The 25,462-nt window shown below is 52.9% G+C and carries 16 protein-coding genes and 2 pseudogenes; 12 read left to right on the top strand and 6 right to left on the bottom strand.

The annotated features are described in order from the left end of the window. Nucleotides 1-66: 66 nt before the first annotated feature. From secA to trpD, 3 genes and pseudogenes are all read left to right on the top strand, one after another. Nucleotides 67-2,643 (top strand): annotated as a pseudogene (gene secA / locus BAQU_RS04045) (preprotein translocase subunit SecA); the annotation flags it as partial. 237 nt (nucleotides 2,644-2,880) lie between these two features. Next, nucleotides 2,881-3,060, top strand: a pseudogene (locus tag BAQU_RS10815) (SEC-C metal-binding domain-containing protein); the annotation flags it as partial. 148 nt (nucleotides 3,061-3,208) lie between these two features. After that, nucleotides 3,209-4,258 (top strand): anthranilate phosphoribosyltransferase, encoded by a 1,050-nt coding sequence (trpD, locus tag BAQU_RS04050; protein WP_094693012.1) that lies wholly within the window; start codon nucleotides 3,209-3,211, stop codon nucleotides 4,256-4,258. A gap of 115 nt (nucleotides 4,259-4,373) precedes the next feature. On the opposite strand, the gene BAQU_RS04055 is transcribed toward trpD, so the two are convergent. Beyond that, on the bottom strand, nucleotides 4,374-4,961 hold the full coding sequence (locus BAQU_RS04055) for a CvpA family protein (protein ID WP_094693014.1): 588 nt from the start codon (nucleotides 4,959-4,961) through the stop codon (nucleotides 4,374-4,376). A gap of 49 nt (nucleotides 4,962-5,010) precedes the next feature. Here BAQU_RS04055 and BAQU_RS04060 point away from each other — a divergent pair, with 49 nt between their 5' ends. After that, the gene (locus BAQU_RS04060; RefSeq protein WP_094693016.1) at nucleotides 5,011-5,718 is read left to right on the top strand and encodes a lysophospholipid acyltransferase family protein; all 708 of its coding nucleotides are present in this window, start codon (nucleotides 5,011-5,013) and stop codon (nucleotides 5,716-5,718) included. Between the two features lie 8 nt (nucleotides 5,719-5,726). Here BAQU_RS04060 and BAQU_RS04065 read toward each other — a convergent pair whose 3' ends face one another. Next, nucleotides 5,727-7,733 (bottom strand): protein kinase domain-containing protein, encoded by a 2,007-nt coding sequence (locus BAQU_RS04065; protein ID WP_094693882.1) that lies wholly within the window; start codon nucleotides 7,731-7,733, stop codon nucleotides 5,727-5,729. Between the two features lie 131 nt (nucleotides 7,734-7,864). After that, nucleotides 7,865-8,998, bottom strand: coding sequence for a polyprenyl synthetase family protein (locus BAQU_RS04070; protein ID WP_094693018.1), 1,134 nt, complete (start codon nucleotides 8,996-8,998; stop codon nucleotides 7,865-7,867). A gap of 352 nt (nucleotides 8,999-9,350) precedes the next feature. On the opposite strand from BAQU_RS04070, the gene BAQU_RS04075 reads away from it, so the two are divergent. The 3 genes from BAQU_RS04075 to BAQU_RS04085 all read left to right on the top strand — a co-directional run bounded on the left by BAQU_RS04075 (nucleotide 9,351) and on the right by BAQU_RS04085 (nucleotide 13,806). Further along, nucleotides 9,351-9,923, top strand: coding sequence for a hypothetical protein (locus BAQU_RS04075; RefSeq protein ID WP_143241960.1), 573 nt, complete (start codon nucleotides 9,351-9,353; stop codon nucleotides 9,921-9,923). A gap of 115 nt (nucleotides 9,924-10,038) precedes the next feature. Then, on the top strand, nucleotides 10,039-11,520 hold the full coding sequence (locus tag BAQU_RS04080; RefSeq protein WP_169713263.1) for an RNA polymerase sigma factor: 1,482 nt from the start codon (nucleotides 10,039-10,041) through the stop codon (nucleotides 11,518-11,520). A 93-nt stretch (nucleotides 11,521-11,613) separates the two neighbouring features. Beyond that, on the top strand, nucleotides 11,614-13,806 hold the full coding sequence (locus BAQU_RS04085; protein ID WP_094693886.1) for a DNA gyrase/topoisomerase IV subunit B: 2,193 nt from the start codon (nucleotides 11,614-11,616) through the stop codon (nucleotides 13,804-13,806). Nucleotides 13,807-13,850: 44 nt separating this feature from the next. Here the strand turns inward: BAQU_RS04085 and BAQU_RS04090 are convergent, their stop codons facing one another. Next, the gene (locus BAQU_RS04090; protein ID WP_143241961.1) at nucleotides 13,851-14,369 is read right to left on the bottom strand and encodes a MarR family winged helix-turn-helix transcriptional regulator; all 519 of its coding nucleotides are present in this window, start codon (nucleotides 14,367-14,369) and stop codon (nucleotides 13,851-13,853) included. A gap of 189 nt (nucleotides 14,370-14,558) precedes the next feature. On the opposite strand from BAQU_RS04090, the gene BAQU_RS04095 reads away from it, so the two are divergent. Further along, complete coding sequence (locus BAQU_RS04095; protein ID WP_094693022.1) at nucleotides 14,559-16,013, top strand: MFS transporter; 1,455 nt, start codon at nucleotides 14,559-14,561, stop codon at nucleotides 16,011-16,013. Nucleotides 16,014-16,177: 164 nt separating this feature from the next. On the opposite strand, the gene BAQU_RS04100 is transcribed toward BAQU_RS04095, so the two are convergent. Further along, nucleotides 16,178-18,823: a DNA gyrase/topoisomerase IV subunit A gene (locus tag BAQU_RS04100; protein WP_094693890.1), complete on the bottom strand. Its 2,646-nt coding sequence runs from the start codon at nucleotides 18,821-18,823 to the stop codon at nucleotides 16,178-16,180. Between the two features lie 248 nt (nucleotides 18,824-19,071). Here BAQU_RS04100 and BAQU_RS04105 point away from each other — a divergent pair, with 248 nt between their 5' ends. Next, a complete protein-coding gene (locus BAQU_RS04105; protein WP_169713264.1) occupies nucleotides 19,072-20,319 on the top strand; it encodes an alkaline phosphatase family protein in 1,248 nt (415 codons plus the stop codon). A gap of 82 nt (nucleotides 20,320-20,401) precedes the next feature. Here BAQU_RS04105 and sepH read toward each other — a convergent pair whose 3' ends face one another. After that, entirely contained in the window at nucleotides 20,402-21,883 is a 1,482-nt protein-coding gene (gene sepH / locus BAQU_RS04110; protein WP_094693024.1) for a septation protein SepH, read from the bottom strand. Between the two features lie 156 nt (nucleotides 21,884-22,039). Here sepH and BAQU_RS04115 point away from each other — a divergent pair, with 156 nt between their 5' ends. The 3 genes from BAQU_RS04115 (at nucleotide 22,040) to BAQU_RS04125 (ending at nucleotide 25,337) form a co-directional block, all read left to right on the top strand. Next, nucleotides 22,040-22,333 carry a DUF4193 domain-containing protein gene (locus tag BAQU_RS04115; protein WP_094693894.1) on the top strand — a complete coding sequence of 98 codons (294 nt, stop codon included), beginning with the start codon at nucleotides 22,040-22,042 and terminating at the stop codon, nucleotides 22,331-22,333. Beyond that, on the top strand, nucleotides 22,333-22,803 hold the full coding sequence (dut, locus tag BAQU_RS04120) for a dUTP diphosphatase (protein ID WP_094693026.1): 471 nt from the start codon (nucleotides 22,333-22,335) through the stop codon (nucleotides 22,801-22,803). Before BAQU_RS04115 ends, dut begins: the two co-directional genes overlap by 1 nt. Before the next feature lie 74 nt (nucleotides 22,804-22,877). Next, complete coding sequence (locus tag BAQU_RS04125; protein ID WP_244568428.1) at nucleotides 22,878-25,337, top strand: RelA/SpoT family protein; 2,460 nt, start codon at nucleotides 22,878-22,880, stop codon at nucleotides 25,335-25,337. Nucleotides 25,338-25,462: the final 125 nt, after the last annotated feature.

Raw genomic sequence — 25,462 nt, forward strand, 5'->3', positions numbered from 1 at the left:
TATTCATATTAGGCATTTCACCTTGTTGTTTAGTTGTTGCAGATGCAACACATTAGGGAGCTCAACGTGGTAGCAGTCCTGGACAAAGTCCTTCGCATGGGCGAAGGTCACCAGCTTCGTAAACTTCAGAACGTAGCGAAAGCCGTCAATGCACTTGAAGACGACATTAAGGCTATGAGTGATGAGGATTTGAAGGCTCAGACCGGAAAATTCAGACAACGCATCGATAACGGTGAGTCACTTGACTCGTTGATGCCGGAAGCATTCGCTACAGTGCGCGAGGTGTCTCGCCGTACTCTCGGTCAGCGTCACTTCGATGTGCAGCTCATGGGTGGTGCAGCCTTGCATTGGGGCAACATCGCCGAGATGAAAACCGGTGAGGGAAAGACGCTCGTTGCAACGTTGCCAAGCTATCTGAATGCACTCTCGGGCAAGGGCGTGCACGTTGTTACCGTCAATGATTACCTCGCGAGCTATCAGTCAGAACTCATGGGTCGCATCTTCCGTTTCCTCGGCATGAATGTAGGCTGCATCATTACCGATCAGAAGCCAGCTGAGCGTCGGAAACAGTACGAGGCCGACATCACCTATGGCACCAACAACGAATTCGGGTTTGACTATCTTCGAGACAATATGGCCTGGGAAAAGTCCGATCTTGTTCAGCGCGGCCATAACTTTGCCATCGTCGATGAGGTCGACTCCATCCTTATTGATGAAGCACGTACTCCTCTGATCATTTCCGGGCCTGCTGAGGGCGATGTCACCCGCTGGTATCGTCAGTTTGCTCGACTCGTACCCCGTCTCAGCCGTGATGAAGACTATGAGGTCGACGAAAAGAAAAAGGTCGTCGGCATTCTCGATCCCGGCATCACCAAGGTTGAGGACTACCTTGGCATTGAAAACCTTTATGAGCCATGCAACACGCCGCTTATTGGGTATCTGAACAACGCCATCAAGGCGAAGGAACTCTTCATCAGAGACCGTGACTATGTTGTGCAAAACGGTGAGGTGCTTATCGTCGATGAACACACCGGCCGTATTCTTTCTGGACGACGCTACAACGAGGGTCTCCACCAGGCAATCGAGGCCAAGGAAAACGTTGAGGTCAAGGCTGAGAATCAGACTTTCGCAACAATCACACTGCAGAATTACTTCCGTATGTACGACAAGCTTGCGGGCATGACTGGTACCGCCGAAACAGAAGCTGCTGAGTTCATGGGAACGTACAAGCTTGGCGTGATTCCAATTCCTACGAATCGTCCGATGATTCGTCAAGATAAGGACGATCTGATTTTCCGCACCAAAAAAGAGAAACTCACGGCAATCGTCAAGGATGTGGCGAAGCGCCATGCATCGGGGCAACCGGTCTTGCTCGGTACTGCTTCCGTTGAGTCATCCGAAGTTGTCTCGTCCCTGCTTGATGTGGCAGAGATTCCTCATCAGGTCTTGAATGCCAAGCAGCATGCGAAGGAAGCTGCAGTCGTTGCAGTTGCGGGTCGTAAGGATGCCGTGACAGTGGCGACCAACATGGCTGGTCGTGGTACCGATATCATGCTCGGCGGCAACGTCGAGTTCCTTGCCGACCAAAAGCTTCGTGCGCAGGGATATTCAGCTGAGGACACGCCTCAGGAATATGAGAAGATGTGGCCTGAGACTTTGCAAGAGGTGAAGGAACAGGCAAAGGATGAACACGAGGAAGTTGTCGACCTTGGTGGTTTGTATGTGCTCGGGACTGAGCGCCACGAATCGCGTCGTATCGATAATCAGCTGCGTGGTCGTTCCGGTCGTCAGGGTGATCCTGGCGAGTCCCGCTTCTATTTAAGCCTTGAAGACGATCTGATGCGCCTGTTCAATACGCAGCTCGTGGCACGCGTCATGTCAAAGGGCATGCCGGAGGGCGAGCCAATCGAGGCCAAGAGTGTGTCGAAGGGTGTTCGCAATGCTCAGAAGGCCGTTGAATCTCGAAACTTTGAGATTCGTAAGAATGTTCTGAAATACGATGACGTCATGAACAAGCAGCGTCAGGTCATCTATGCGGAACGTCAGGCTGTGCTGAAGGGCGAGGACATCCATGACGATATCGAGCGCTTCATCAGTGACACCGTCGCCTCGTACATGCGAGGCGCCAACAATGGCTCTGACAAGCCAGATAAATGGGATATTGACGGACTCTGGGAGGCATTATCCAGCGTTTATCCTGTAAGCATCGACAAGGACAAGGAAAAGGAGTCCATCGCGAAGCTCAAGGCCGACAAGGCCGCGGAAGTGTTGCAGAAGGCGATCGTCAAGGATGCTGATGAACAATATCAGGCACGCGAAGACGTCATCGGCGAAGTGGGCATGCGTCAGCTTGAACGACGCGTTGTTCTCGCGGTTCTTGACCGCAAGTGGCGTGAACACCTTTATGAGATGGATTACCTGAAGGACGGCATTGGTCTTCGTGGCATGGGTCAGCGTGATCCACTGGTTGAATACCAGCGTGAAGGCTATCAGATGTACAACTCGATGATTGAAGCCATCAAGGAAGAATCTGTGCAGCTGCTCTTCAATGTGGACATTCAACAGGTTGCGGCAACCGAAGATCCAGATTCTGAACGTGATGAAGATGCCGCAGTTGATTCCGCCCAGACACAGCTCGCCATTCATTCCACAAAGGATCAGCTCGGTGAGCCTTCGGTGAGCGATACCGATAGCGACAATAAGTCCGGAGCTGAAAGCACGACAACAGTGGAAGTCACCGCTGCACAGTCTGACATCGCTGCTGGGGCCGGGGCAGAGGATCAGAGCGAATCCCTTGACGAACAGCAGGATATTGTTGACACAGCGGCTGACGAAGATGCCCGTCACCATGAGACCGATGCACAGCATGTTGGCATCACTGGTCCAGAGCCAATGAGTCATGCGGATTCTCGCGTCAAGGTCAAACGCCCCAAGGATGAGGAACTTCGTTCTCCATGGTCGGATGGCAAGACATATCCAGGAACATCAAAGAATGCTCCCTGCCCATGTGGTTCAGGAAGAAAATACAAGATGTGCCATGGTCAAAATGAGAAACACTAGACCTCTCACCATGGTCTGAAATAACCCGCTGCTTTATTGTGCGCTAATATCGTGCAGTAAGGGAAGCGGGTTTTCGTTATCGGCTGCTTGTTTTCGCAGCAACCAAGGAAAGTCCCACTCAACATCACCATTCACATTCGGAGGAATTATGACTGAGCCGTTTACATGGAAGTCCACACTCGCCACATTGGTGGCAGGTAAACATCTTTCTACGGAACAGTCTGAGTGGTACATGGACGAACTTATGAGCGGCAAGGCGGATCCTGTACCCGTAGCGGCGGTCCTGGCAGTTCAGTCAGCGCTTGGATTCACGAGCGAAGAAGTTGCGGGTGCGGCCAAGGCGATGGTCTCCCATGCGGTGCCACTGCATGTTTCTGGTGAAACAACTGACATAGTTGGAACCGGTGGCGATGGGGCTGCAACCGTGAACCTTTCCACAATGGGCGCAATCATTGCTGCCGCCGCAGGCGTGAAGATCGTCAAGCATGGCAATCGTGCCGCCACAAGCAAATGCGGCGCTGCAGATTGTCTTGAAGCCCTTGGCCTGCCACTTGATATTCCGGCATCCCGAGTGGGTGAGATAGGCGACGAAGTGGGCATAACCTTTGCGTTCGCCAAGACTTTCCATCCATCGATGCGCTTTGCAGGACCTGTTCGTTCTGCGCTTGGTGTGACCACCATTTTCAATCTTCTGGGTCCATTGACGAATCCCGCTCAGCCGAACCATGTGGCCATCGGATGCGCGAAGCGAGAACTGAGTCCTATGATGGCTGCCGTCTATGCTCGTCGAGGTCAGGACGGCATGGTCTATACATCTTCCGAAGGGCTTGATGAGATGGCTCCGACAGGACCTGTCTCCGTGTGGGAAATTCGTGATGGACAGGTTCACGAGACCGAGTTCGATCCCACAGTCGAGCTGGGATTAGCTGCAATCGATGTTGCTGACCTGAAGGGTGGCGAGCCTGCGTTCAACGCTCAGGTTGCGCGCGATCTATTTGCCGGCAAACTTGTTCCCTCACGCAGCACTGCACTGTTGAATGCTGCATCGGCCATTGTCGCTGATCAGCATCTTCTCGATTCCAACGAGGCAACACTTACCGAGCGGTTCAAGCAGGCCTATGGGATCGCGGAGAGCGCGGTCGATTCTGGAGCTGCACACGCACTTCTGGAACGCTGGATTTCGGTAGCCCAGCGCTGAAGCCAGGATAAGCCACCTTGGGTTGCTGTGCCTGGATAAATTCGGGATTATGTCTACCGGCTTATACGCTCAAGGCAACGATTACTGAGTGATGCGAGTAATGCAAGTGTAGCGATCAGACGCGTGACCCGTCATCGAATGGGTCACGCCTTGTTTCTGTATGGCCGCGATGCTGGTAGAACAGTCCTGCAGCACCGAGTATGGTCAGAACGCCTCCAATCGTGCCGAGCAGGGATGCGAACTGAGCGATAAAGATTGCTGCACCCAAGGCGAGAACGCCCAGAATGATAAAGATGACGTACACAAGCGTTGTGCTTCGAACCGGTCCTATTGCAGGGTTCGGTGGCACAAAATCGTTGCCTTCATCCATAACATCGTCGGTATCCAACCAGCTGCTCCCTGTGAAATCGCGAGGACCCCGATCTGCACCTTGCGTATCTGCGAAGGAATCTGCCCTGAGATCACGTACATTGAGCGCAGCTTTCTTCTGCTCACGCTTCACGTGTTTCTCAAATCTTTTGGCATTGCGGGAGTGTTCGATCGAACCCATATCGTCTTGGTGCTCTGAAAGAAACATTGCCCAGTCGTCAGATTTTGATTGTGCGGAACCCTTGTCCTTGTCTTGAGAATCGTGATTCCACGCGTTGTCATCACCCGAAGTTGGCTGCTCGTCAAACGGATTGGTATTCTTGTGCTCGGTCATACTTATAATTTTAACCTCAGCGGTTGGCAATCCGCTGGCCAGGAGGAACATGCTGTATTGGTTTTTCGTTAAGCTCATCGGACCTTTCGCTCGCCGACGTTTAAGTCCAGCGGTTTCTGGTCTCGAACATATTCCGGCACAGGGCGGAGCAATCATTGCATCGAACCATCTGGCGGTCATTGATGATGGACTGCTGCCCCTGGTGAGTCCCCGGATGATTCATTTCATGGGTAAGTCCGAGTACTTCACTGGCAAGGGATTCAAGGGAGCTTTCAAGAAGTGGTGGTTTACCTCGGTCGGAGTGTTTCCTGTGGACCGTTCTGGAGGATCAAAATCTCTTGGAGCACTGGAAACAGCCAGACACATTCTTGAGGCGGGGGAGCTGTTTGGCATTCATCCTGAAGGTACCCGAAGCCCTGATGGAAGGTTATATCGTGGGCATACCGGTGTAGCACGTCTTGCCTTTGAGACCGGTTCGCCGATTGTTCCGGCAGCTCTTGTCGGAACACGTGAATTGCAGAAGCAGGGCAAGGTGCTGCCGCTGAAGGGCAAAACCAAGGTGTTATTTGGCGAGCCAATTGAAGTTCCGAAAATTGCCGAGGATGAACTGACGCACGAGCAGATTCGCTCGCTCACGAACCAGATGATGGAGGCGATTGCACGACTCAGCGGCCAGGAGTATGTCGACATCTATGCGCAGGTGGCAAAGAAAGACATTGCAGCTCGCAAACTTCAGGATGGCACACAGTCGCGCTGAGCGATCCTTTAGACCACGGTAAGCGTGATTACGGTGGGATTGCCCGAGGTGTCCCTGATTCGAATCTGTTTGCCGGGATCAGGACTTTGCAGGCGGACGGTCTGTGTAAGGTCACCGAGGGGCGCTGATATTTTCACATCCAATCCGAGTGCCTTCAGGATGGAGCTTGCATCTTGCTCATTCTTTCCGCGAACGTCCGGAACTGTTACCATCTGAGGTCCCTTGGAAATGACGACGGAGACCGGATCTCCCCAATGCAGCTGTGCACCTGCTTCCTCGCTACTGGAAATGACCTTGCCTTTGTCAACGCTGTCCGACCAGTCTTCCGTGAAACTCGATTTGAGTTGCGCCTCTTCAAGCTGGTGTTGTGCCGAAGCCTTGGTCGAGCCAACGATGTCTGGCATGCTCACAGGTTTGGGTCCCTTTGAGAGCACCACGGTGACGCTGGTGGTGTGGTTCGTGGTTGTGCCAGGCTCAGGAACAACGCTGATTGCAGCATTTTCAGGAACATCGATAGAATATTCATCCGCGCCGGCATCGTGATTGATATTGCTGAAGCCCGCACTCTTCAGTGCATCCAGAGGGGATTTTCCGTGGGCTGTCGTCGCATCGAGAATATCCTGAGGAATCGTTGCCTGACGAATGCCTTTGGAGATGACAAAACTTGCAGAGCCTCCACGTTTGCTGATATGGGAACCGACCGTGTCGGGCTTACTGGAAACGATGGAACCTTTGGGCACTGAGTCGCTGAATTCCTCGGACTCTGAGAAGGATATGCCAATCTGGCGGAGCATACCCTTATAGCGTGTCCAGGATGCACCGTTCACCGTGCAGCTTTGATTGGCAGAACAAGTGACATCAGTGGGCATGGGCAGACTCAGGTAGCTGCCCGGGCCCAGGAAGTACCACCATGCCGAGGTGCCTGAGGCACCGATGAGCAACAGCAGCACGACGATGCCTGCAACAAGTCTGAGCCGTGATCGTGGCATCACCGGTTGTGTGGCATGCGTCGTAGTCTTGTCTGCAACCGCAGACAAGACACTCGTAGGCGAATTGAGCGCAAGTGGAGAGGTTTCGGCGCGCGTTTGGGCGGGCTGAGTCTTGTAGATTGGATCTCGTACTGACATCTGAAAATGCTGATCCTGTGGGGATAGACTTGTGGAGAGTTCCTGCAATTCCTCGAATGCTTCCTGAGCATTCTTCGGTCTGTCTGCCACTTGGCGAGATGCAAGGCGTGAGATGAAGTGGGAAACAGCAGGATCAATACCCGGGCATACATCTGTCAAGGGTGCAATGTCGCTGTGAACGTGCTTGAAGATGACTGTCACGGGATTATCGCCAACGAAGGGCACCGAACCGGTAAGCATTTCATAGGCGATGATGCCACATGCATATACGTCGCCCTGGGCAATGGCCTCGTTGAACTCAATCATTTCGGGTGCTAGATATGCCGCCGTTCCCAGCAGCATGCCAGTGGTCGAGAGCGTTGCCTGGGACGCAACCTTGGCCAGACCAAAATCGGTGAGTTGGACATGGCCGCGATCGTTGATAAGTATGTTCTCTGGTTTGACATCGCGATGTACCACGCCAGCCGTATGCGCGGATGACAACCCATCCAAAACTTCAGAGAGTATTCGCAGCGTTTCGTGCACACTGAAGGTACCCTGCTGGTTCATTTCGTAGCGAAGATTGACTCCATGCACATATTCCATGACCAGAAAGCCAACGCCCTCATAGATTCCTGTGTCATAGACCTGAACGATATGTGGATTGGCGATGGATGCAGATGAACGTGCCTCACGATGAAAGCGTTCGATGAACTGCTCGCGATGCGCTCCCTGAATGAGCTGCATATGCATCATCTTCAATGCAACATGGCGCGAAAGGCGTTCATCTACCGCCTCGAATACCGTTGCCATGCCCCCCTCGGCAATCTTGCGGACAATGCGATAGCGCCCCTCTATCACACTTCCCTTGACTGCACGCTGTTCGGATGGATACGCTTCTTCACTCATATAGGTATCGTAAGGTTCGCGCTCGTCAAATGCATTCGCCGGTTTGTGCTTCTTGGCTAAAAATACACGCATAGGAGCATATGCAGGCACATCGTATTGCTGATGAGTGGATGTACATTGAAATATCTGACCTACCGAAGAGCTTCCGGTATGAAAAGAGAACAGCATTGAATCACGTCATGACATGCCTTCTCGGAGAATTGGAGCTTGTGCGCAGTGCGATTGATTGCATGCTGAGCCTCAAACCACAGATATGAGATACGCTTGCGAGATGCTTCGAAGGCACCGCTGTCCTTGAAAATGCGAGTGATCTCTCTGACGTCGCCCTCGTCTCTATGATCAGCCGTGAATGCGTTGATGAGATAGGATCGGTCGCGTTGATTGGACAAGTTGAGCGCATCGCTCAGCAACACCGTTCGCTTGCCCTCACGAATGTCTCCGCCTGTTGGCTTGCCGATTCGCGCAGGATCTCCGATGATATCGAGCAGGTCGTCGGCCAGTTGAAAGGCGGTTCCGAGATTGGTGCCAATCGCCGCCGCTGCGTTGTGTGGATCTGCCCCAGCGGCCAGCATACCGATGGTCAGAGGAGCCACAGTCGTGTAACTGGCTGTTTTCCATCGAAATACTGCCAATGATGCCTCAGCCAGACGGTGAGGATCGTTCAAAGGAACCTGCTCTACCGCGAGATCAAGCACCTGACCAATTTCGACTTCGCGATGCATGTTCAGAAAAGCCTCGAGCACTCCGTCTCCATGCTCCATGTGATTGCTGATGGCATTTACGATGTCAATGCTCGCAGTCGAAAGAAGATCCCCGAGCATGATGCCAAGACCCGCGCCAATGTGCGGAATGTGTTCAACCGCAGAAGGCAGCGCGTTGGCAGGATCTTCTGCCGTTGCCATCCGAGCCAAAGCTGAGGTGAGCGCAACATGAGCCGAAGGCTTGCCCCGGCGAAGATGTGAATTGTCGATAATGTCATCATGAACGAGCGCAGCGGTCTGAAAGACCTCGATGGCACACGCCACATCCATGACCGCGTCTCGATCGGCTGAACGGGTCCCCTGAATTGCATCATAGATGGAGAGGAGCAATCGGGCGCGCAGTCTTTTTCCGCCTTCATTCGATGCTTGCCCTTGGCATATGACGGCATCGTATATGTCCTGGCATGACCGAGGGATACCTGTTCCAGCAGGTGCCCCCAGATGTCGGTCTACAAGAAAGGAGATGCGGTGGTTGATTGCGGCAATGTCGTCAGGGATCGTCATATCTACGAGACTAACCGCTTTTCACGATCTTTGTCGGGTTTCCAGACTGAATGCGATGAGGATATCGTGTGGTATTCCGGGTTGCTCTTCTTGGCTATGCGTGATGCAAGTGGGAATAAGGGCACCTGAACACATGGGATTTCACATTCGACCACATGACTGAGATACGTTGTTTGTGGGTCAATGTTGATGACACTGTTGTGGAACAGTCTCTTCCCTAATGAGAAATCGCACAGTCTGGGTTGAAACCGTATCCATACGACATGCAGTAGTGGTTGAGCATCGATTCTTGCTTTTGTCGAGAGTTTCGCTCGTTGCCTGCTGCACTTCTTCACAGTGAGGAATATCAATTATGACAGCATCCATAACGACGTCATCTCCCTTGCCACGTACCAGAAGACGGAGCAGAACATCTTGGAAAACGGTGGCCAGACCACTGAAGGAATGGCTGACACTGATTCAGTCATCGTCAGGAACGCTCAGCGAAGAACCCATACGCGTTCTTGACGCGGGCATCAAGCGTTCTATAACGCTGAGAGATTTGCTGATTATCTCGTTGCTTGGCGACGAGGATTGCAGGAATCTCGAACGCATACGTACTATCTTCGATAACCCATATGCCCCGAGTTCTGTGCAGATCATCAGAAACAATCTTGAAGAAGCCTTTGCCCGTGCGACTGACATTGAGATCAGAAGCCGATGCAATCGTGGCCTGGCGATTCTTGAACATGCAGCCGGGCATATTGACAATCCCAAAGGTGCTTCGCTGCTCGCAATCATCACCTATGTGAAATGGTGGATGGGTGATCACTCTGCGTATATATGGGCTCAAGCGTGTCTCAAATGTGATCCAAACTGTACGCTGGCTTCGATCATTCTTTCTGCATTGGAACATAATATGTTTCCCGCGCAGAGCAAAGATTGAGAAATTCGGGAATAATCGTCCTTGGAAGATGGTTCACTCTATTAGTTGACAATTTGCCCTTGCCATAATTGGGCCTTAATGCTGATAGGTAGCGGACAAGAACTTCCAGGAGGATATGTTGGCCACAAAGGATACGGCTGAGAAGACGGTACGCACACAAACTTCGAGTACGGCAACGCAGGAGAAAACCAAGGAAACTCCTAGCAGACGTGTCTCAAAGTCACGAAGCAGGGCAGAAGTGTCCCCAAAGTCGCCTTCCCCACGAAAGAGGAAGTCAGCCAAGTCCAAGACTACGGAATCCGAGAAAATGCCGATTTCGAAGAAAGATGACGAGCTGGAGAATAGTGACATTTCCGAGGATCTTGATAACGACTCCAACGCTGATGATGAAGATATCGATTTGAACGACGACGCGCTGGAAGACGAAGACAGTAACGATTCGAGCGATTCGGACAACGATTCTGCAGACAATAATGGTGACTCCGATGACGATGCTGACGACGATTCCGACGATGACGACGATACGAATGATTCGCATGCCCAGGGCTCTGGGCATCATTCACGTCGTTCTCCTCACATCCCAGTGATCAAGGCCAAGGGTGCCTTCGTGGTCAGCGATTCTGACGATGACGAGAACATCACCCCTTCAGGCAATCCGAAACGTCGCGTGATTGCCACCGGAGCCACGGCAGACCCCGTCAAGGATTATCTTAAACAGATTGGTCGTGTCAGCCTGCTGAATGCCGAGCAGGAGGTCGATCTTTCTGAACGCATTGAGGCCGGGCTCTATGCTCAACATCTGTTGGAGACCGAGCTTGATGACATGGATTTCAGACGTAAGCGTGAACTGAAATGGGCTTCATCCGATGGCAAGAAGGCCAAGGATCACCTTTTGGAGGCCAATCTTCGACTCGTGGTCTCATTGGCCAAGCGCTACACCGGGCGTGGCATGCTGTTCCTGGATTTGATTCAGGAGGGCAACCTCGGTCTGATTCGCGCTGTGGAGAAGTTCGATTGGAAGAAAGGCTTCAAGTTCTCTACATATGCGACCTGGTGGATTCGGCAGGCAATCACCCGTGCCATGGCTGATCAGGCACGTACTATTCGTGTCCCTGTTCACATGGTCGAGGTCATCAATAAGCTCTCTCGCGTTCAACGCCAGATGCTTCAGGACTTGGGACGTGAGCCCACACCTGACGAGTTGGCGCGAGAGCTTGACATGCCTGTCGAGAAGGTTCAGGAAGTGCAGAAGTACGGCCGTGAACCTATCTCGTTGCACACGCCGCTGGGCGAAGACGGGGATTCCGAGTTTGGCGATCTGATTGAAGACACCGATGCGATTGCTCCTTCTGATGCCGTAGCATTTTCACTTCTGCAGGAACAGTTCCGGCAGGTTCTCGAGACCTTGAGCCCTCGTGAGGCTGGTGTCATCAAGATGCGCTATGGCCTTGAGGATGGTCAGCCAAAGACGCTCGATGATATAGGACGTGTCTATGGTGTCACGCGTGAGCGCATTCGTCAGATCGAATCCAAGACAATGTCGAAGCTGCGTCATCCGTCGCGTTCTCAGACTTTGCGTGACTTCCTGGATCAATGATGAGTTGAGGTTCACACCACCAGGATATCTGCACGGTGTCGGTGTGAACGGACTCATGAGATGGTTGGACTGTCGGAACAGGGGAGAAGTGGCATGGCGGATTCGTATGGCGCAAGGAGCCTTACGGTTCTCGAAGGTCTGGATGCAGTACGCAAGCGTCCGGGAATGTATATCGGTACGACCGATAGTCAAGGATTGATGCATTGTCTGTGGGAGATTATCGATAATTCCGTTGATGAGGCATTGGCGGGTGTATGCACACATATTGCGGTAACGCTGCATACCGACGGTTCGATTACCGTGGCGGACAACGGCCGCGGCATCCCCGTGGATATCGAGCCAAAAACGGGGCTTACGGGCGTTGAAGTCGTATTGACGAAGCTGCATGCCGGTGCGAAATTCGGTAATTCTTCCTATAACGCGGTCGGTGGTCTTCATGGTGTGGGCTCATCCGTGGTCAACGCATTGAGCACCCGTCTCGACGTTGAGGTGGATCGCAATGGGAAGACCTACAGGATGGAATTCCATCAGGGTCATCCGGGAATCTTTGAAGATGCAGATTCCAACGACCCATCACCCGCTTCGCATTTTGTCAGGACCCGCAAGAACAAGCCCACCGAGTTGCGGGAAGTGGGCAAGGTATCCAGAAAAACCACCGGCACGCGTATTCGATACTGGGCAGACCCTGAAATATTCAATGAGACCGCTCATTTCAGTTATGACCAGCTGATTGACCGGGTCCGTCAGACCAGCTTTCTTGTGCCGGGCTTGAAGCTTTCAGTCATTGATGAAAACGTTGGCGAACACGTTGGCGAACACAATGTTGAGGGCATTGACGATCATAGCGATGTCATCGCTGATCAGCACTTGAGCGAATCCCTCGGTACCACTCCAACACATCATCGTGTCGTTGAGTTCATGCATGAAGGTGGTGTCAAGGACTTTGTCGACTTTCTCACTGTCGGAGAGCCCATCAGTGATATCTGGCATGTTACCGGTGAAGCCAACTATGAGGAGGAGACGCAGAAGGTCGAACCTAACGGCGAGCTGAAGGCCGAGAGGGTCAAGCGCGTGTGTGGTGTTGACATTGCGATGCGTTGGGTCAATGGCTATGAGACTACGATGCGCAGCTTCGTCAATGTTGTGGAGACACCCGGGGGAGGCATGCATGTCGATGGATATCTCAATGCCTTGACCCGGCAGGTTCGCAAGTGCGTCGAGGAGAACGCGAGGAAGCTCAAGGTCAATCTGAGGGATTCGCATACCAAGATCGAACGTGAGGACATCCTTGCTGGTCTGGTCGTGGTGGTTACCGTGCGCATCGCTGAGCCGCAATTCCAAGGACAGACGAAGGATGTGCTGGGAACTGCTCAGGTCAAGCCCATTGTGACACGCATGACCGATAAGCAGTTTGGCGAAATGATACATGGATCTCGACGTGGGTTCAAAGATCAGGCTGCTCGAGTGCTCGACAAGATTGTCGGCGAAATGCATGCCCGCGTGCAGGCACGCAAGACCAAGGAAGTCACTCGACGCAAGAATGCATTGGAATCGGCTTCCATGCCTGCCAAACTCTCTGATTCGCAACCTGGCAATGATGACATAGCGGAGTTGTTCATCGTTGAGGGTGATTCAGCCTTGGGTACGGCCAAGGCGGCAAGAAACTCGATGTTTCAGGCACTGCTGCCCATTCGTGGCAAGATTTTGAACGTTCAGAAGGCGTCGCTCAACCAGATGCTTTCGAACAAGGAATGTGCCGCAATCATCCAGGTCGTGGGTGCGGGTTCTGGAGCAAGCTTCGATATCAAGCAGGCTCGCTATCACAAGATCATCATGATGACCGATGCTGATGTTGATGGAGCCCACATCCGCATTCTTCTGCTGACGCTGTTCTATCGCTACATGCGACCACTGATTGAGGCGGGACGCGTCTACGCTGCCGTCCCACCCCTGCATCGCATAGCGTTGGCTGGCAAGCATAAGGGCGAATACATCTATACCTATTCGGATGACGAGCTGGCGCAGCGACTGTCGGACTTAAGAAAGCAACGCATCGACTTCCGCGAGGACGTGCAACGTTACAAGGGTCTTGGCGAGATGGATGCCGATCAGTTGGCCGATACCACCATGGATCCGAGAACGAGGATGCTGCGCCGCATCCGCATGGAGGATGCAGAAAATGCCTCTGGTGTGTTCTCGTTGCTCATGGGCGACGAGGTGCCGCCGCGCAAGCAGTTCATTGTCGACAATGCCGATGACTTCGATCGCACGAAGATTGACACCTGAGATTGATACCTGATTGCTCGAGGCAGCGATAATAGAAGTGCACGTTACCTTCCATTGAATGACACGCGCTCCTGAATGGCTGTGTTGAAGCGCGTAAGCGCTTGTGCAAAGCTATCGATCTCTTCACTCGACCAATCGCTCAGCACTGTTGATAACGCACCAAGATTCCTGTGGCGTTGCTTTTCAAGGTTTTGTGCTCCACTGTGAGATATCTTGAATTTTCTTGCCATCCCGCCATTGGGGTCGGCTATGCGTTCAATCAGGCCACTCCTGCGCATCGCAGCGGTCTGTCTGTTCAAAGTCGAAGCATCCAGTCCTGTGACGGCACTGAGTTCACCGATGGATTGCGGCTCATGTTCAAGACTGACGAGCAGAATGTAGGCACTTCTATCGAGCGTGCCGATCTGATGGTCGCGAAAGCCGGCCACTCGAGTAAGTCGTTTTCCCAACAGCAATGATTCATATTCGATGGTAACGATATCTTCGAGCAGTTTTGGGTCCTGAGTGCTCGTCTCATCTTCCAGCTCTTGCAACGCTTCTTTGCGGTTGTGACTGCTATTCATCCAATCCTCCTCTGGCATGACTCCCTATGTTCACCGAGTGTAGCTCAAATATGTACATTGCATAACTTGTGTGTTATGCATAACTGTGTATTATGCATATTGAGTGTATGACACATAACGATTTCATGCAGATGATGCTTCTGTCAAACACACAGGAAATAAAGATTCACGCATACGAAAGATAAGCATATGAACGCATCAGATACACAGCTGGAGCGAACCACAGTCACGGAAGGTGACTCGCAAGGCATAGATTCAACAGCGAGTGGAACGCAAAATACGCGGCCGGCGGTCATCGTCGCGGTGTTGGCAGCGGCAGGCATCACATCCTCGCTCACACAGACCTTGGTGATTCCCTTGGTGGGAGAGCTGCCCAAGCTATTTTCCGCAGACCCCTCAGTCACCGCGTGGGCGGTGACCGTCACGCTGCTCACCGGCGCCGTCGGCATGCCAATCCTCGGCAAACTTGCCGACACCTATGGCAAGCGGCGCATGCTGCTTCTGGCGCTGATTCCTCTGGTCATCGGTTCGATGATCTGCGCGATCGCGCCCAACATCGCAGTCATGATTGTTGGACGAGCATTGCAGGGCATCGCCACGGGCATGGTTCCGCTCGGCATCAGCCTCTTGCACGACGTACTTCCCCCAGAACGCGTGGGCACGGCGATCGCGCTGATGAGCTCGTCCATGGGCATCGGCGGAGCTCTCGGGCTGCCAATCTCGGCGGCAATCATTCAGTACGTGAGCTGGCGCGGCCTCTTCTGGGTCGATTTCGCCATCGCAGCGCTGATCTTTGTCTTGATCTATGTATTGATTCCGAAGCCACATCACGAACACAACTATGCTCCCTTCGATTTTGTCGGGGCGCTCGGACTTGCAGTCGCTCTGCTGTGCCTGCTGCTGGGCATCATCAAGGGCAGCTCATGGGGCTGGACGAGTCCTTCGATTCTGGGGTTGTTCATCGGCACTGTGATCATTGCTGTGGCTTGGGGATTCTGGGAGCTGCGCTTCACGAATCCGCTCGTGGACTTGCGCATCATCAGACGGCATAATGTCTTGATCACGAACATCGCATCCATCTTCGTCGGTTTCGCCATGTATGCCCAATCATTGATACTTCCGCAACTCATGGAACTTCCCAGCTCGACGGGTTATGGCCTCGGTCAGACCATGCTGCAGATGGGTCTGTGGATGGCGCCGAGCGGCTTCGCGATGATGGCCGTATCATCGCTGGGAGCCAAGATAACGACGAAATATGGCGCCAAGACAACGCTGATCAGCGGCGCGCTGATCATGGCATGCGGATATGGACTTGCAGCACTGGTCATGCATTCGTTGATCGGTCTGACGATTGCATCCTGTATCGGCAGCATGGGAACCGGATTCGCCTTCGGTGCCATGCCAACGCTCATCATGAACGGCGTTCCCGCAAGCGAAAAGGCATCGTCGAACAGCTTCAACACAGTCATGCGATCGATAGGAACTTCCGTGTCATCGGCCGTGATTGCTGCGATTCTGGCCGGCACCAGCATTGCAGTCAAGGGGACGAGCATTCCCAGCGTGACAGGATTCAGAATGGGCTTGCTTGCCGGATGCGCGGTTGCCATCGTTGCGGGTATCATAGCGGCATTCAATAGAAAGTAAGCGCATACAGCACGAACGTTTACAGCGAGTAAGCGCGTGTTGACAGTAAAAGTGCGGAATAAGTAAGCGCATACAAAATGCTCGATCAGCTGTTTCATTTGTAGCTGATCGAGCATTTCATGTATGCGCTGCTAGGTTAATGTTTCGTCACGGTCATGCGGCTGCTATGCGATGTAGGCGATTGGAGCGCTCAAATCCTGACCCGAGGCATCACGGCGCATATCGACATCAGGCAGATCCACCGGGGTACCGGATGCCGAAGATGCTCGCAGTGGCCATGTTCCAATGCAAGCCAGTATCAGCGTGTCCTGGCCCTTCAGGAAGCGTTGAGAGCGCACCCCACGGCTTCCTCGACCCTTGGTTGGATACATTTCGAGTGGAGTTACCTTGCCACAACCGTTCTCCGTACCTGCAAGTGCCTGAGAATCGCCGGCTACCGTGAAAACGACAGCTCCGGCCTGTGATGTCATGCCGTTGTCATCGTTCTCGACATAGGTCCAAGAAATCTGTCCTGCAGCAATGGCATTGAAAGCGCACACATGCTGACCTTCGCCCAGACGAATACCAGCCATGCCAGCCGCATTGCGGCCCTGTGGACGTACATCCTTGGCATGGAATGCAAGCAGACTCGAATCGGAAGATATGAATACGATCATGGCATCGTCATCGGCAGGTGCAGCAAATACCACTTGATCATCAGATTTCAGATCAATGACGTTCCATGAATCCATCGTGCTCGGCGCTTCGCCATTCCAACGTTTGATGATGCCATTACGAGTGCCGATGGCAAGGGGAATCGTATTCTCGGCAACCACGGCTGCCACAACATGTTCATGCTCTGAATGTTCGGTAGATTGCGTCATGCCCAGCAGTTCGTCCGCACGTACACCGCCGCTCACGCTCAAGGCAGCAGTGGCGGGCAAGGCAGGAAGGTCGCTGACATGCGCGAGCACGTATCGGCCTGCGGAGGTTACCAGCGCATAGTTGGACTGCGTTGTCGTCGAGAAGATGGAAACGATTTGATCGTTCTCGGTGCGTCCATCCGACGCGGAGCGAGACATCCATTCGTCCAAGGCATTCGCAGAGCTTCGGGCAATCAGACCAGCCGCACTGAGCATAACCGTGCATGGTTTATCCTCTATGCGAAGTCCAGCGTCCTTGTCTGCTGCGGAATTCGCAGTTGCTGCGCGTGCACTTCCTGTGTGGTTCGAAAGGCTGCTCGCAGAACGAGCCGCGGCAAATGCTGAAGCAGATTGGGAGGCTGCACCGGATTCATCGGTTATTGCGACGGGTGAAAGTGATCCTGAAGGATCGGCATCAAGCAGCACTGTACGACGTGGATTTCCCCATGTCTGCGCTGCGATGCTCATCTCATCGGTAACGACCTTGTCCAGTTCAACTTTCGAGGAGAGAATAATATTGAGCTCTTCAATGCGTTTATGCAATTCATCCTGTTCCGTCTCCAACTCGATTCTGCTGATACGCGTGAGTCTTCGAAGGCGAAGATCGAGAATATATTGAGCCTGGATGTCGTCAAGATCGAAAACCGCCATTAATCGGGTTTTTGCGGTATCGGCATCATCGGAGCTGCGAATCACTTGAATGACTTCGTCAATGTCAATGAGAGCAAGCAGCAGTCCCTCAACCAAGTGCAGACGTTCCAATGCCTTGCGCTTACGATATTCGCTGCGGCGCTTGACCACGAGACGACGGTGATCGATCCAGACGTTCAGCAATTCCTTCAGGCCCATGGTATGCGGTCTGCCGTTGACCAAAGCCACATTGTTGATGGTGAAGGATTCCTGCAAGGGTGTATGTCTGAACAGTTGGGCAAGCACAGCTTCGGGGTCAAAGCCGGTCTTGATCTCGATGACGAGTCGTGTGCCATTATGACGATCCGTCAGATCGATGGCGCCTGAGATGCCTTCCAACTTGCGATTCTTGACACCTTCAGAGATGCGTTCGAGCACGCGCTCAGGCCCAACCATGAATGGCAGTTCAGTCACTACGATTGCCTTCTTGCGCGCAGTCACATTCTCAATATGTGTTGCAGAGCGCGTGATTACGGCACCTCTGCCATGCTCATAGGCTTCCTTGATGCCATCTCGGCCCACGATGATACCGCCAGTCGGCCAGTCCGGTCCAGGCACGAAGCGCATGAGATCCATCAGACTGGCATCGGGGTTGCTCATCAGATATTGTGCAGCTGCAACGACTTCGCCCAGATTGTGCGTAGCCATATTCGTTGCCATGCCGACAGCTATGCCCGATGCCCCATTGACCAACAGATTCGGAAATGCCGCGGGAAGCACGACTGGCTCCTGCAGTTTATTGTCATAGTTGGGCGAAAAATCGACGGTTTCTTCGTCAATGTTTTCGTTCATCCCCAGGGCGGCAGGTCCGAGACGGGCTTCCGTGTATCGTGAGGCGGCCGGGCCATCGTCGAGCGAGCCGAAATTGCCGTGACCATCGACCAAGGGAAGTCTCATTGCGAATGGCTGTGCGAGACGTACCATGGCTTCATAGATTGCAGAATCGCCGTGGGGATGCAACTTGCCCATGACCTCTCCTACGACACGAGCCGACTTCATATATGCCTTGTCGGGTGTCAGATTCATCTGACCCATCTGATAGACGATTCTGCGTTGCACTGGTTTCAGTCCGTCGCGTGCATCAGGCAAAGCTCTCGCATAGATGACCGAGTATGCGTATTCGAGGAATGATTTGCTCATCTCATCGCCCAAAGGCGTTTCGACGATGTGCTCCTTGACGCTTCTCGGATCAAAAGGCGGTTTTCTGCGCGATGCCATAGTTGAAACTCCTCGCTGTGTGACTACACCGGCAACCATTATCCAACAGGATAAAATGTCTGCGTGTCTTGTCTGGGTTTCGAAGGCCTGAGCCTTCTGCAAACTCATCAATTCTAGCGGACACATGGAAAAATGAATTTCCAGACTCGATTCACCAATGTTGTGCCAGTCAGCACAGCGCGTGAATGCCGGACTTTTCATCGTGATGGAAGGCTCTATAGCACGGGTTATCGCGTGTGAGTAGTTCAATGAAAAGCATGAGTATTGAAATTCCTGATCCCAAGACCCTCCTGCAACACGTCGATATTGCCGATTACGGCGATGAGATTCCCAATTCAAGCAGTGATGGCTTCCATAGGGGAGGAGCATTCAGAATTTCATCAGTCTTGCCGGCGATCAGCAGTGCTCTCGGGAATCCTGTGGAGACGGCAATCCATCATGATCCAAGAAAACTGCAGGAAACCTTAGGGTTTCCCAGCTGCAAGTCTGCGATAGTCGTACTCGTTGATGGCATGGGTTTCTGGAATATTGCAACGCGATCGGGTCATGCGCCCTATCTGCGCAGTCTTATGCATGAGAGTGCCAATGCGCGTCCGATTTCGACGTGTCAGCCGAGTACGACTGTGGTTGCCATGGCAGCATTCGGCACTGGTACGTGCCCGGGTATGACGGCAATGACGGGTTACACCCAGCTCAACCCGTACAGGCATCGTATCAGTCAGATGATCCAGTTTCGCAATGCCATACCACCATTGGAACTTCAGCGTGAACCTACAGTGTTTGAACGTTTGAGCGATGAAGGTGTACGCGTTACATCATCGGGACTGCCGGAATTTGCCGGTTCCGCTCTTACTCAAGCCGCCTTGCGAGGCAGCACCTACATCGGTCGTGAGGGTGCTGATGAGAGAATCCTTGAAGCTTGCAAGGCTGCGCGTGAGCCGGGTCTTACGTACCTCTACATACGTGACGTTGACAAGGCTGGGCATGAGTTTGGATGGGAATCCGAACCGTGGATCGCCGAATTCGAAACTGTTGATTCCCAGCTGGCCTTGCTGCATCGGCGCGCCCCGAAAGGGACACTCATCGTTATCATTGCTGACCATGGCATGATAGAAGTTGACCCAAGCCAACGCATTGACATGGCGCAGAATCCGGAATTGCTCAGGGGTGTCAAATTCTATGGTGGTGAGCCACGATTCGTCATGGCTTATGCGGATGAGCCCGAGGATTCGCATGAAATTGCTGCACGCTGGTGCAATGAACTCGGTGAATCCGCGGAGGTGCTCACCAAGCATGAGGCAATCGATGCGGGCCTGTTTGGTCCCGTCAAGGCTGATGTCGAACCGATGATTGGCGATGTTCTTGCCGTCATGAATGATCGCGCGACACTTGTCGATTCACGAGTCCAGAAGGATCGTGCAACGCGGCTGCCCGGCGTCCATGGTTCGAGATCCATGATGGAATCGGATATTCCTTGTCTGATGGATCTGGTCTGAACGTTTGAATCCCATGAACTGTCGTTGCATTCCACAAGCGCGATGCAGAGACGCGAGATTTGGCTCGTCGAACGGCAAACAGCTAGTCGCCGAACAGGATTTCGTCCCAGCTGGGAACGGCAGAACGTCCTGACTTCTTCTTGGAAGAATCCTGATTCTGACCGGATTCCTTCGAAGCACCGGTGGCCTTGCCGGTATTCCAGGTTCGTTGATGCGAAGCCTGTGTTGACGATTGTGGTGATTGAGACCTCGCGTCTTCTTCAGCAGCGTGAGGTTCTCGCGCAATGGTGCTGGAGCGTGGAGTATTCCTGTCTGCACCCTCACCTTGCTGATCAGCGGTACGCACTGGTTGTTGGTCGTTGCGCTGCTGCCCGCTGTGGGAATGTTGCGAGGCGGCATTCGCCTTGCCATGAGTGGTCTTGTACATCCAGGAGCTGTATTTGTTAACGTGCCTGCGCTCATGCTCATCTGACTGTTGCTCATCTGACTGTTGCTCATCTGAGCGTTGTTCATCTGAGCGTGTGCCCGGATGCTGTGATGTTGCACCGGATCCATCGTTACCGCTGTTTTCCTCCCCTTCGATGTATGCCATGCTGCTGCTGACATCCGCAATCTCAGCATCGCGCGGAGAGAAGTCGATATCGGGTTCATCATTGTGGTAAACGCCATTGAACGTGGCAGATTCTCCGTCTGCCGAGGTATTACCTGAATATGAGTTGCCATCGCTGTCGAACGCGTTATGCACGGACAATTCGTCACGCTCAGCTTCTCTACGGGTTTTGGTATCAGCAAGCGATTCACCATTCCTGTGTGAATCATGCGAGATGGGTGTAGCCTGACTGGTCACAGCGAGATCGGCTTTTTGCAGAGGCAGATTCTCCGATGCTGTCTCATCCTCGTTTTCCATCCATGCGAATGGGAGGGGACCACGACCATCAAGAACCTGTTCCAACGACGATGTTCCATGTGAAGGTTGATTGTTGGGCACACCAATGAGGCGTTTGGCCTGACGGTTGAGAGGGCTGACCGTGTTGTCACGGATATTCCAGTTCCAGTCGGCAGTGATGATACGTCCAGAGGATTGGAATTGTGCACGAATTCTCCACGGTTCATGCCCTCGGCGTGTTGCGGACCACGTTATGGAAGACATCGTGATGCGAGCGTTACGCAAAGTCATTTCGATCAGTTCGCCATAACTCTTGGCCTTGGAGTTTGGTGGAACGGCGACAGTCAGGAATTGATCAATTGCGTACTTTTTCTCGGTCTCCACGGGTGTGGAAAAGCGCCGTACCAATGCTTGCGCAATGTTGAACTGGCGTGCAACCGACTCTGGATCGGCACCCGCACGAATGTACGATTGAATTCTGGAAATAGGAAGAGCCGATGATGACTGAGGTGAAGGAAAACCTTCCTCTTCGGCGCGAATCTGCTTCGCCTCGAGGATCCCGCGTTCGAGTGTGTCATCCACGCGCACAGCGAAATGCCGATGGTCGAACACGAACACGAGGTCTCCACCATCACTCACATGGTCAAATTGCGCTATTCTTAGCGGTTCTTCGGGCATATTCGTACCTTACTTCCTTCCAACGCTTCCATTCTATTGTGCACTAACTACGGCGTTTTACGAGTATTTATGCTGAAGTTCGTGTGCCTGACCAAAAATCGTGTATCCTATGGCGCAGTGCTCGGCACAGCACCACGTTATGACGAAAGGAAAACAATGGCTCAGGACTATGATTCCCCACGCAACAAGGATGACGACGAGGAGTCCTTGCAGGAGCTTGGGAAAGGGTCGCAAAATTCGTCGAACGATATCGATGACGATGAGAATGCCATCGCCGAAGACTATGAACTGCCCGGCGCCGACTTGAGCAATGAGGATTCTTCGGTCACGGTGATTCCAATGCAAGGTGACGAATTCATCTGTTCAGTGTGCTTCTTGGTAAAACATCGCAGCCAATTGGCTTACATGGATAAAGATGGTCAGCCGGTTTGCAAGGAGTGCGCCGCCTGATGTCGTTTGACGAGCAATATAACGAACCAGAACAGAGCGAAGTGCTCATCGTTCTCGACGGTGAGCACTCTCACATTCCGGCATACGAGCATACCGGGGACGCCGGTGCCGATCTGCGTACCAGCATCGATTTCACACTTGAACCTTTTGAACGCAGACTTGTCCCTACGGGAATTCGCATCGCACTACCAGCTGGATATGTAGGTCTTGTACACCCTCGTTCCGGTTTGGCGGCAAGGCAGGGTGTAACCGTTCTCAACACACCAGGAACCATTGATTCAGGGTATCGGGGTGAGATCAAGGTCACGCTGATCAATCTGGATGCCCATGAGCCGGTAACTTTCCACAGGGGCGACCGCATCGCACAGCTGGTGATACAACGATACGTTGAAGCCCGCTTCATTCAGGCACAAACCCTTCCGGGATCGGATCGATCCGAGCGTGGATTTGGTTCGACGGGAATTGCGTAGCTACCCTTAGCGAAGTCCAACAGAGAAATCAGCCACACGAGTAGGATGATGAAGTTAGCCCTGCAGAAGGAGGAATGATGGCAAGCACAGCGGATGAGCATGTGAAGCGATTGAACCAGTCTGCAGAGAGCCAGGTTGAAGGACGGGATCAGGGTGGGAGCGTGGATTCCGATCCGACTTCATCCAGGGATTCACAGCAATCGAATGATGATGGCGAACGACTCCAGGATTTTTCATCCAGAGCTCTGGGTTGCGAGATCAGCAACGATCCTCTTGACCCACTGGCCCCGATCCTGAAGGTATGTCAATATCATCACCCAGACGAGGATATGACGATGCTTCCACGAGCGTACCGCCGTGCTGCCGTTCAGCATCGTCTGCAGCGTCGTAAATCCGGAGAACCATACATTATTCACCCGCTTGCAGTTTCGCAGATTCTTGCCGATCTTGGCATGGGTCCGATCGTCGTCTCTGCTGGTCTTCTGCACGATACCGTTGAAGACACCGATTACACGCTTGATCAGTGTCGTAACGAGTTCGGAGATACGGTCGCTGGTCTGGTCGATGGTGTTACCAAGCTGACGAAGATGGATTATGGTGATTCTGCCCAGGCGGAGACCATTCGGAAAATGGTCGTGGCCATGAGTCGTGATGTCCGCGTCCTGGTTGTCAAGCTGGCTGATCGAGTGCACAATGCTCGAACCTGGCGCTATGTGAAGAGTTCAAGCGCGCAGCGCAAGGCGAGCGAAACGCTCGATGTCTATGCTCCACTGGCAAATCGTCTGGGAATGAATGCGATCAAGACCGAGTTGGAAGAGCTGAGCTTCAAGGTACTTTATCCCAAGATCTATAACGAGATAGTGGTCTTGGTTGCCCGACGGGCAGGGCAGCGAGATGTGTATCTCAAACAGATTCTGCATGAGATCAAGGATGATTTGCACGATCAGGGTATCGAAGGTTCGGTGACCGGAAGACCAAAGGATTATTTCAGCATCTATCAGAAGATGATTGTCCGCGGCCATGATTTCGCCAATATTTATGATCTGGTGGGCGTGAGAATTCTCGTCGATTCGATTCAGGATTGCTATGCGGCCCTTGGTGCCGTTCATGCACGATGGAATCCTGTTCCAGGGCGTTTCAAAGATTATATTGCGATGCCAAAGCTCAATATGTATCAGTCATTGCACACAACTGTCGTTGGTCCCGGCGGTAAGCCTGTCGAGATTCAGATCCGTACGTGGGACATGCATCGCAGAGCAGAATTCGGTATTGCTGCCCATTGGAAATATAAGGAAAATGGCTCTGCAGGGCGTGTTCTTTCCAAACCTGACAAGACCGATAGAAAGCGCCTGACACAGGAGAGTTCGGAACTGAGCGAGGCTGACAATCTCAAATGGATTCAGCAGCTGGCCGATTGGACGAGCGAGACACCGGATTCCGACGAATTCCTTGGGTCATTGAAAGAGGATCTGGGGTCGGCCGAGGTCTATGTCTTCACACCGAAGGGCATGATCGTCTCGCTTCCCGCTCATGCGACTCCAGTGGATTTTGCATATGCAGTGCATACGGAAGTCGGACATCGCACGATGGGTGCACGTGTGAACGGCCGTCTGATTCCTCTTGATACTGAACTTGAAAACGGCGATACGGTCGAGGTGCTGACCAGCAATTCCGAGAACGCAGGCCCATCACGTGATTGGCTGAGCTTCGTCAAGAGTCCGAAGGCACGGAACAAGATACGTCAGTGGTTCAGCAAGGAGCGTCGTTCTGAGGCCATCGATGAGGGTAAGGACGATCTCACTCGTGCCTTGCGCAAACAGAATCTTCCGGTGGCGAGTCTTCTTTCGAATGAAGCGCTCATCGGCATTGCGGATGAACTGAACTATCCCAATGCTGAGGCTGTATACGCCGCCTTGGGGGAAGGCCAGATTTCCACCCAGAATGTGATTTCTCGACTTGTCAAGGATGCCGGTCCATCTGAGGTCGATGACGAGGTTGAGCAGGAGGCTCTGCCTCTCAGCAAGTTCGAAGGACCACAGGAGAGTGGGTCTCAAGGCATATCGGTCAAGGGTGTTGGCGATGTCTGGGTGAAGCTTGCACGTTGCTGCACACCTGTACCAGGTGACGAGATCGAGGGTTTCATCACACGCAATCAGGGAGTCTCGGTTCATCGCGCCGACTGCCAGAATCTCATCGACTTGAAGAAACGACAGCCGGAACGCATAGTTCCCGTTTCCTGGACCAGCACCAAGGGTTCGTTCATGGTCAAGATTCAGGTCGAGGCGCTTGATCGCCAGCATTTGCTGTCCGATGTGACGCGAGTTTTGGCTGACCACGGGGTGAACATCCTATCAGGGAGCCAAGCAACTGGCAGAGATCGTGTGGCCGTGAGTCAATTTGTATTCGAAATGGCAGACCCACAGCATTTGAATCGTTTGTTATCCGCAGTTCGAAAAATCGACGGCGTTTTCGATGTCTATCGTCTCACGGGCGCCAAGGACTCGGCGGAATCGCGAATGAGGCACATTCAATAGGTAACAATCGCCATTTCAGTCTTCATTGTGAACTCATCGAAGTATAGACGTGCCAAATTGGCTGATTTTCCTGTGATAGCTAGAGAAATTACAGGAAAATCTTGATGTGATACTTCGATAAGTTC

Source organism: Bifidobacterium aquikefiri (genome assembly GCF_002259795.1).
Taxonomy (GTDB): Bacteria; Actinomycetota; Actinomycetes; order Actinomycetales; family Bifidobacteriaceae; genus Bombiscardovia; species Bombiscardovia aquikefiri.

What these genes read in the sequence shown, in the direction of transcription:
- trpD (WP_094693012.1), top strand. Translation starts at nt 3,209, where the DNA reads ATGACTGAGCCGTTTACATGGAAGTCCACACTCGCCACATTGGTGGCA.
- BAQU_RS04055 (WP_094693014.1), bottom strand. Translation starts at nt 4,961, where the DNA reads ATGACCGAGCACAAGAATACCAATCCGTTTGACGAGCAGCCAACTTCG.
- BAQU_RS04060 (WP_094693016.1), top strand. Translation starts at nt 5,011, where the DNA reads ATGCTGTATTGGTTTTTCGTTAAGCTCATCGGACCTTTCGCTCGCCGA.
- BAQU_RS04065 (WP_094693882.1), bottom strand. Translation starts at nt 7,733, where the DNA reads ATGAGTGAAGAAGCGTATCCATCCGAACAGCGTGCAGTCAAGGGAAGT.
- BAQU_RS04070 (WP_094693018.1), bottom strand. Translation starts at nt 8,998, where the DNA reads ATGACGATCCCTGACGACATTGCCGCAATCAACCACCGCATCTCCTTT.
- BAQU_RS04075 (WP_143241960.1), top strand. Translation starts at nt 9,351, where the DNA reads ATGACAGCATCCATAACGACGTCATCTCCCTTGCCACGTACCAGAAGA.
- BAQU_RS04080 (WP_169713263.1), top strand. Translation starts at nt 10,039, where the DNA reads ATGTTGGCCACAAAGGATACGGCTGAGAAGACGGTACGCACACAAACT.
- BAQU_RS04085 (WP_094693886.1), top strand. Translation starts at nt 11,614, where the DNA reads ATGGCGGATTCGTATGGCGCAAGGAGCCTTACGGTTCTCGAAGGTCTG.
- BAQU_RS04090 (WP_143241961.1), bottom strand. Translation starts at nt 14,369, where the DNA reads ATGAATAGCAGTCACAACCGCAAAGAAGCGTTGCAAGAGCTGGAAGAT.
- BAQU_RS04095 (WP_094693022.1), top strand. Translation starts at nt 14,559, where the DNA reads ATGAACGCATCAGATACACAGCTGGAGCGAACCACAGTCACGGAAGGT.
- BAQU_RS04100 (WP_094693890.1), bottom strand. Translation starts at nt 18,823, where the DNA reads ATGGCATCGCGCAGAAAACCGCCTTTTGATCCGAGAAGCGTCAAGGAG.
- BAQU_RS04105 (WP_169713264.1), top strand. Translation starts at nt 19,072, where the DNA reads ATGAAAAGCATGAGTATTGAAATTCCTGATCCCAAGACCCTCCTGCAA.
- sepH (WP_094693024.1), bottom strand. Translation starts at nt 21,883, where the DNA reads ATGCCCGAAGAACCGCTAAGAATAGCGCAATTTGACCATGTGAGTGAT.
- BAQU_RS04115 (WP_094693894.1), top strand. Translation starts at nt 22,040, where the DNA reads ATGGCTCAGGACTATGATTCCCCACGCAACAAGGATGACGACGAGGAG.
- dut (WP_094693026.1), top strand. Translation starts at nt 22,333, where the DNA reads ATGTCGTTTGACGAGCAATATAACGAACCAGAACAGAGCGAAGTGCTC.
- BAQU_RS04125 (WP_244568428.1), top strand. Translation starts at nt 22,878, where the DNA reads ATGATGGCAAGCACAGCGGATGAGCATGTGAAGCGATTGAACCAGTCT.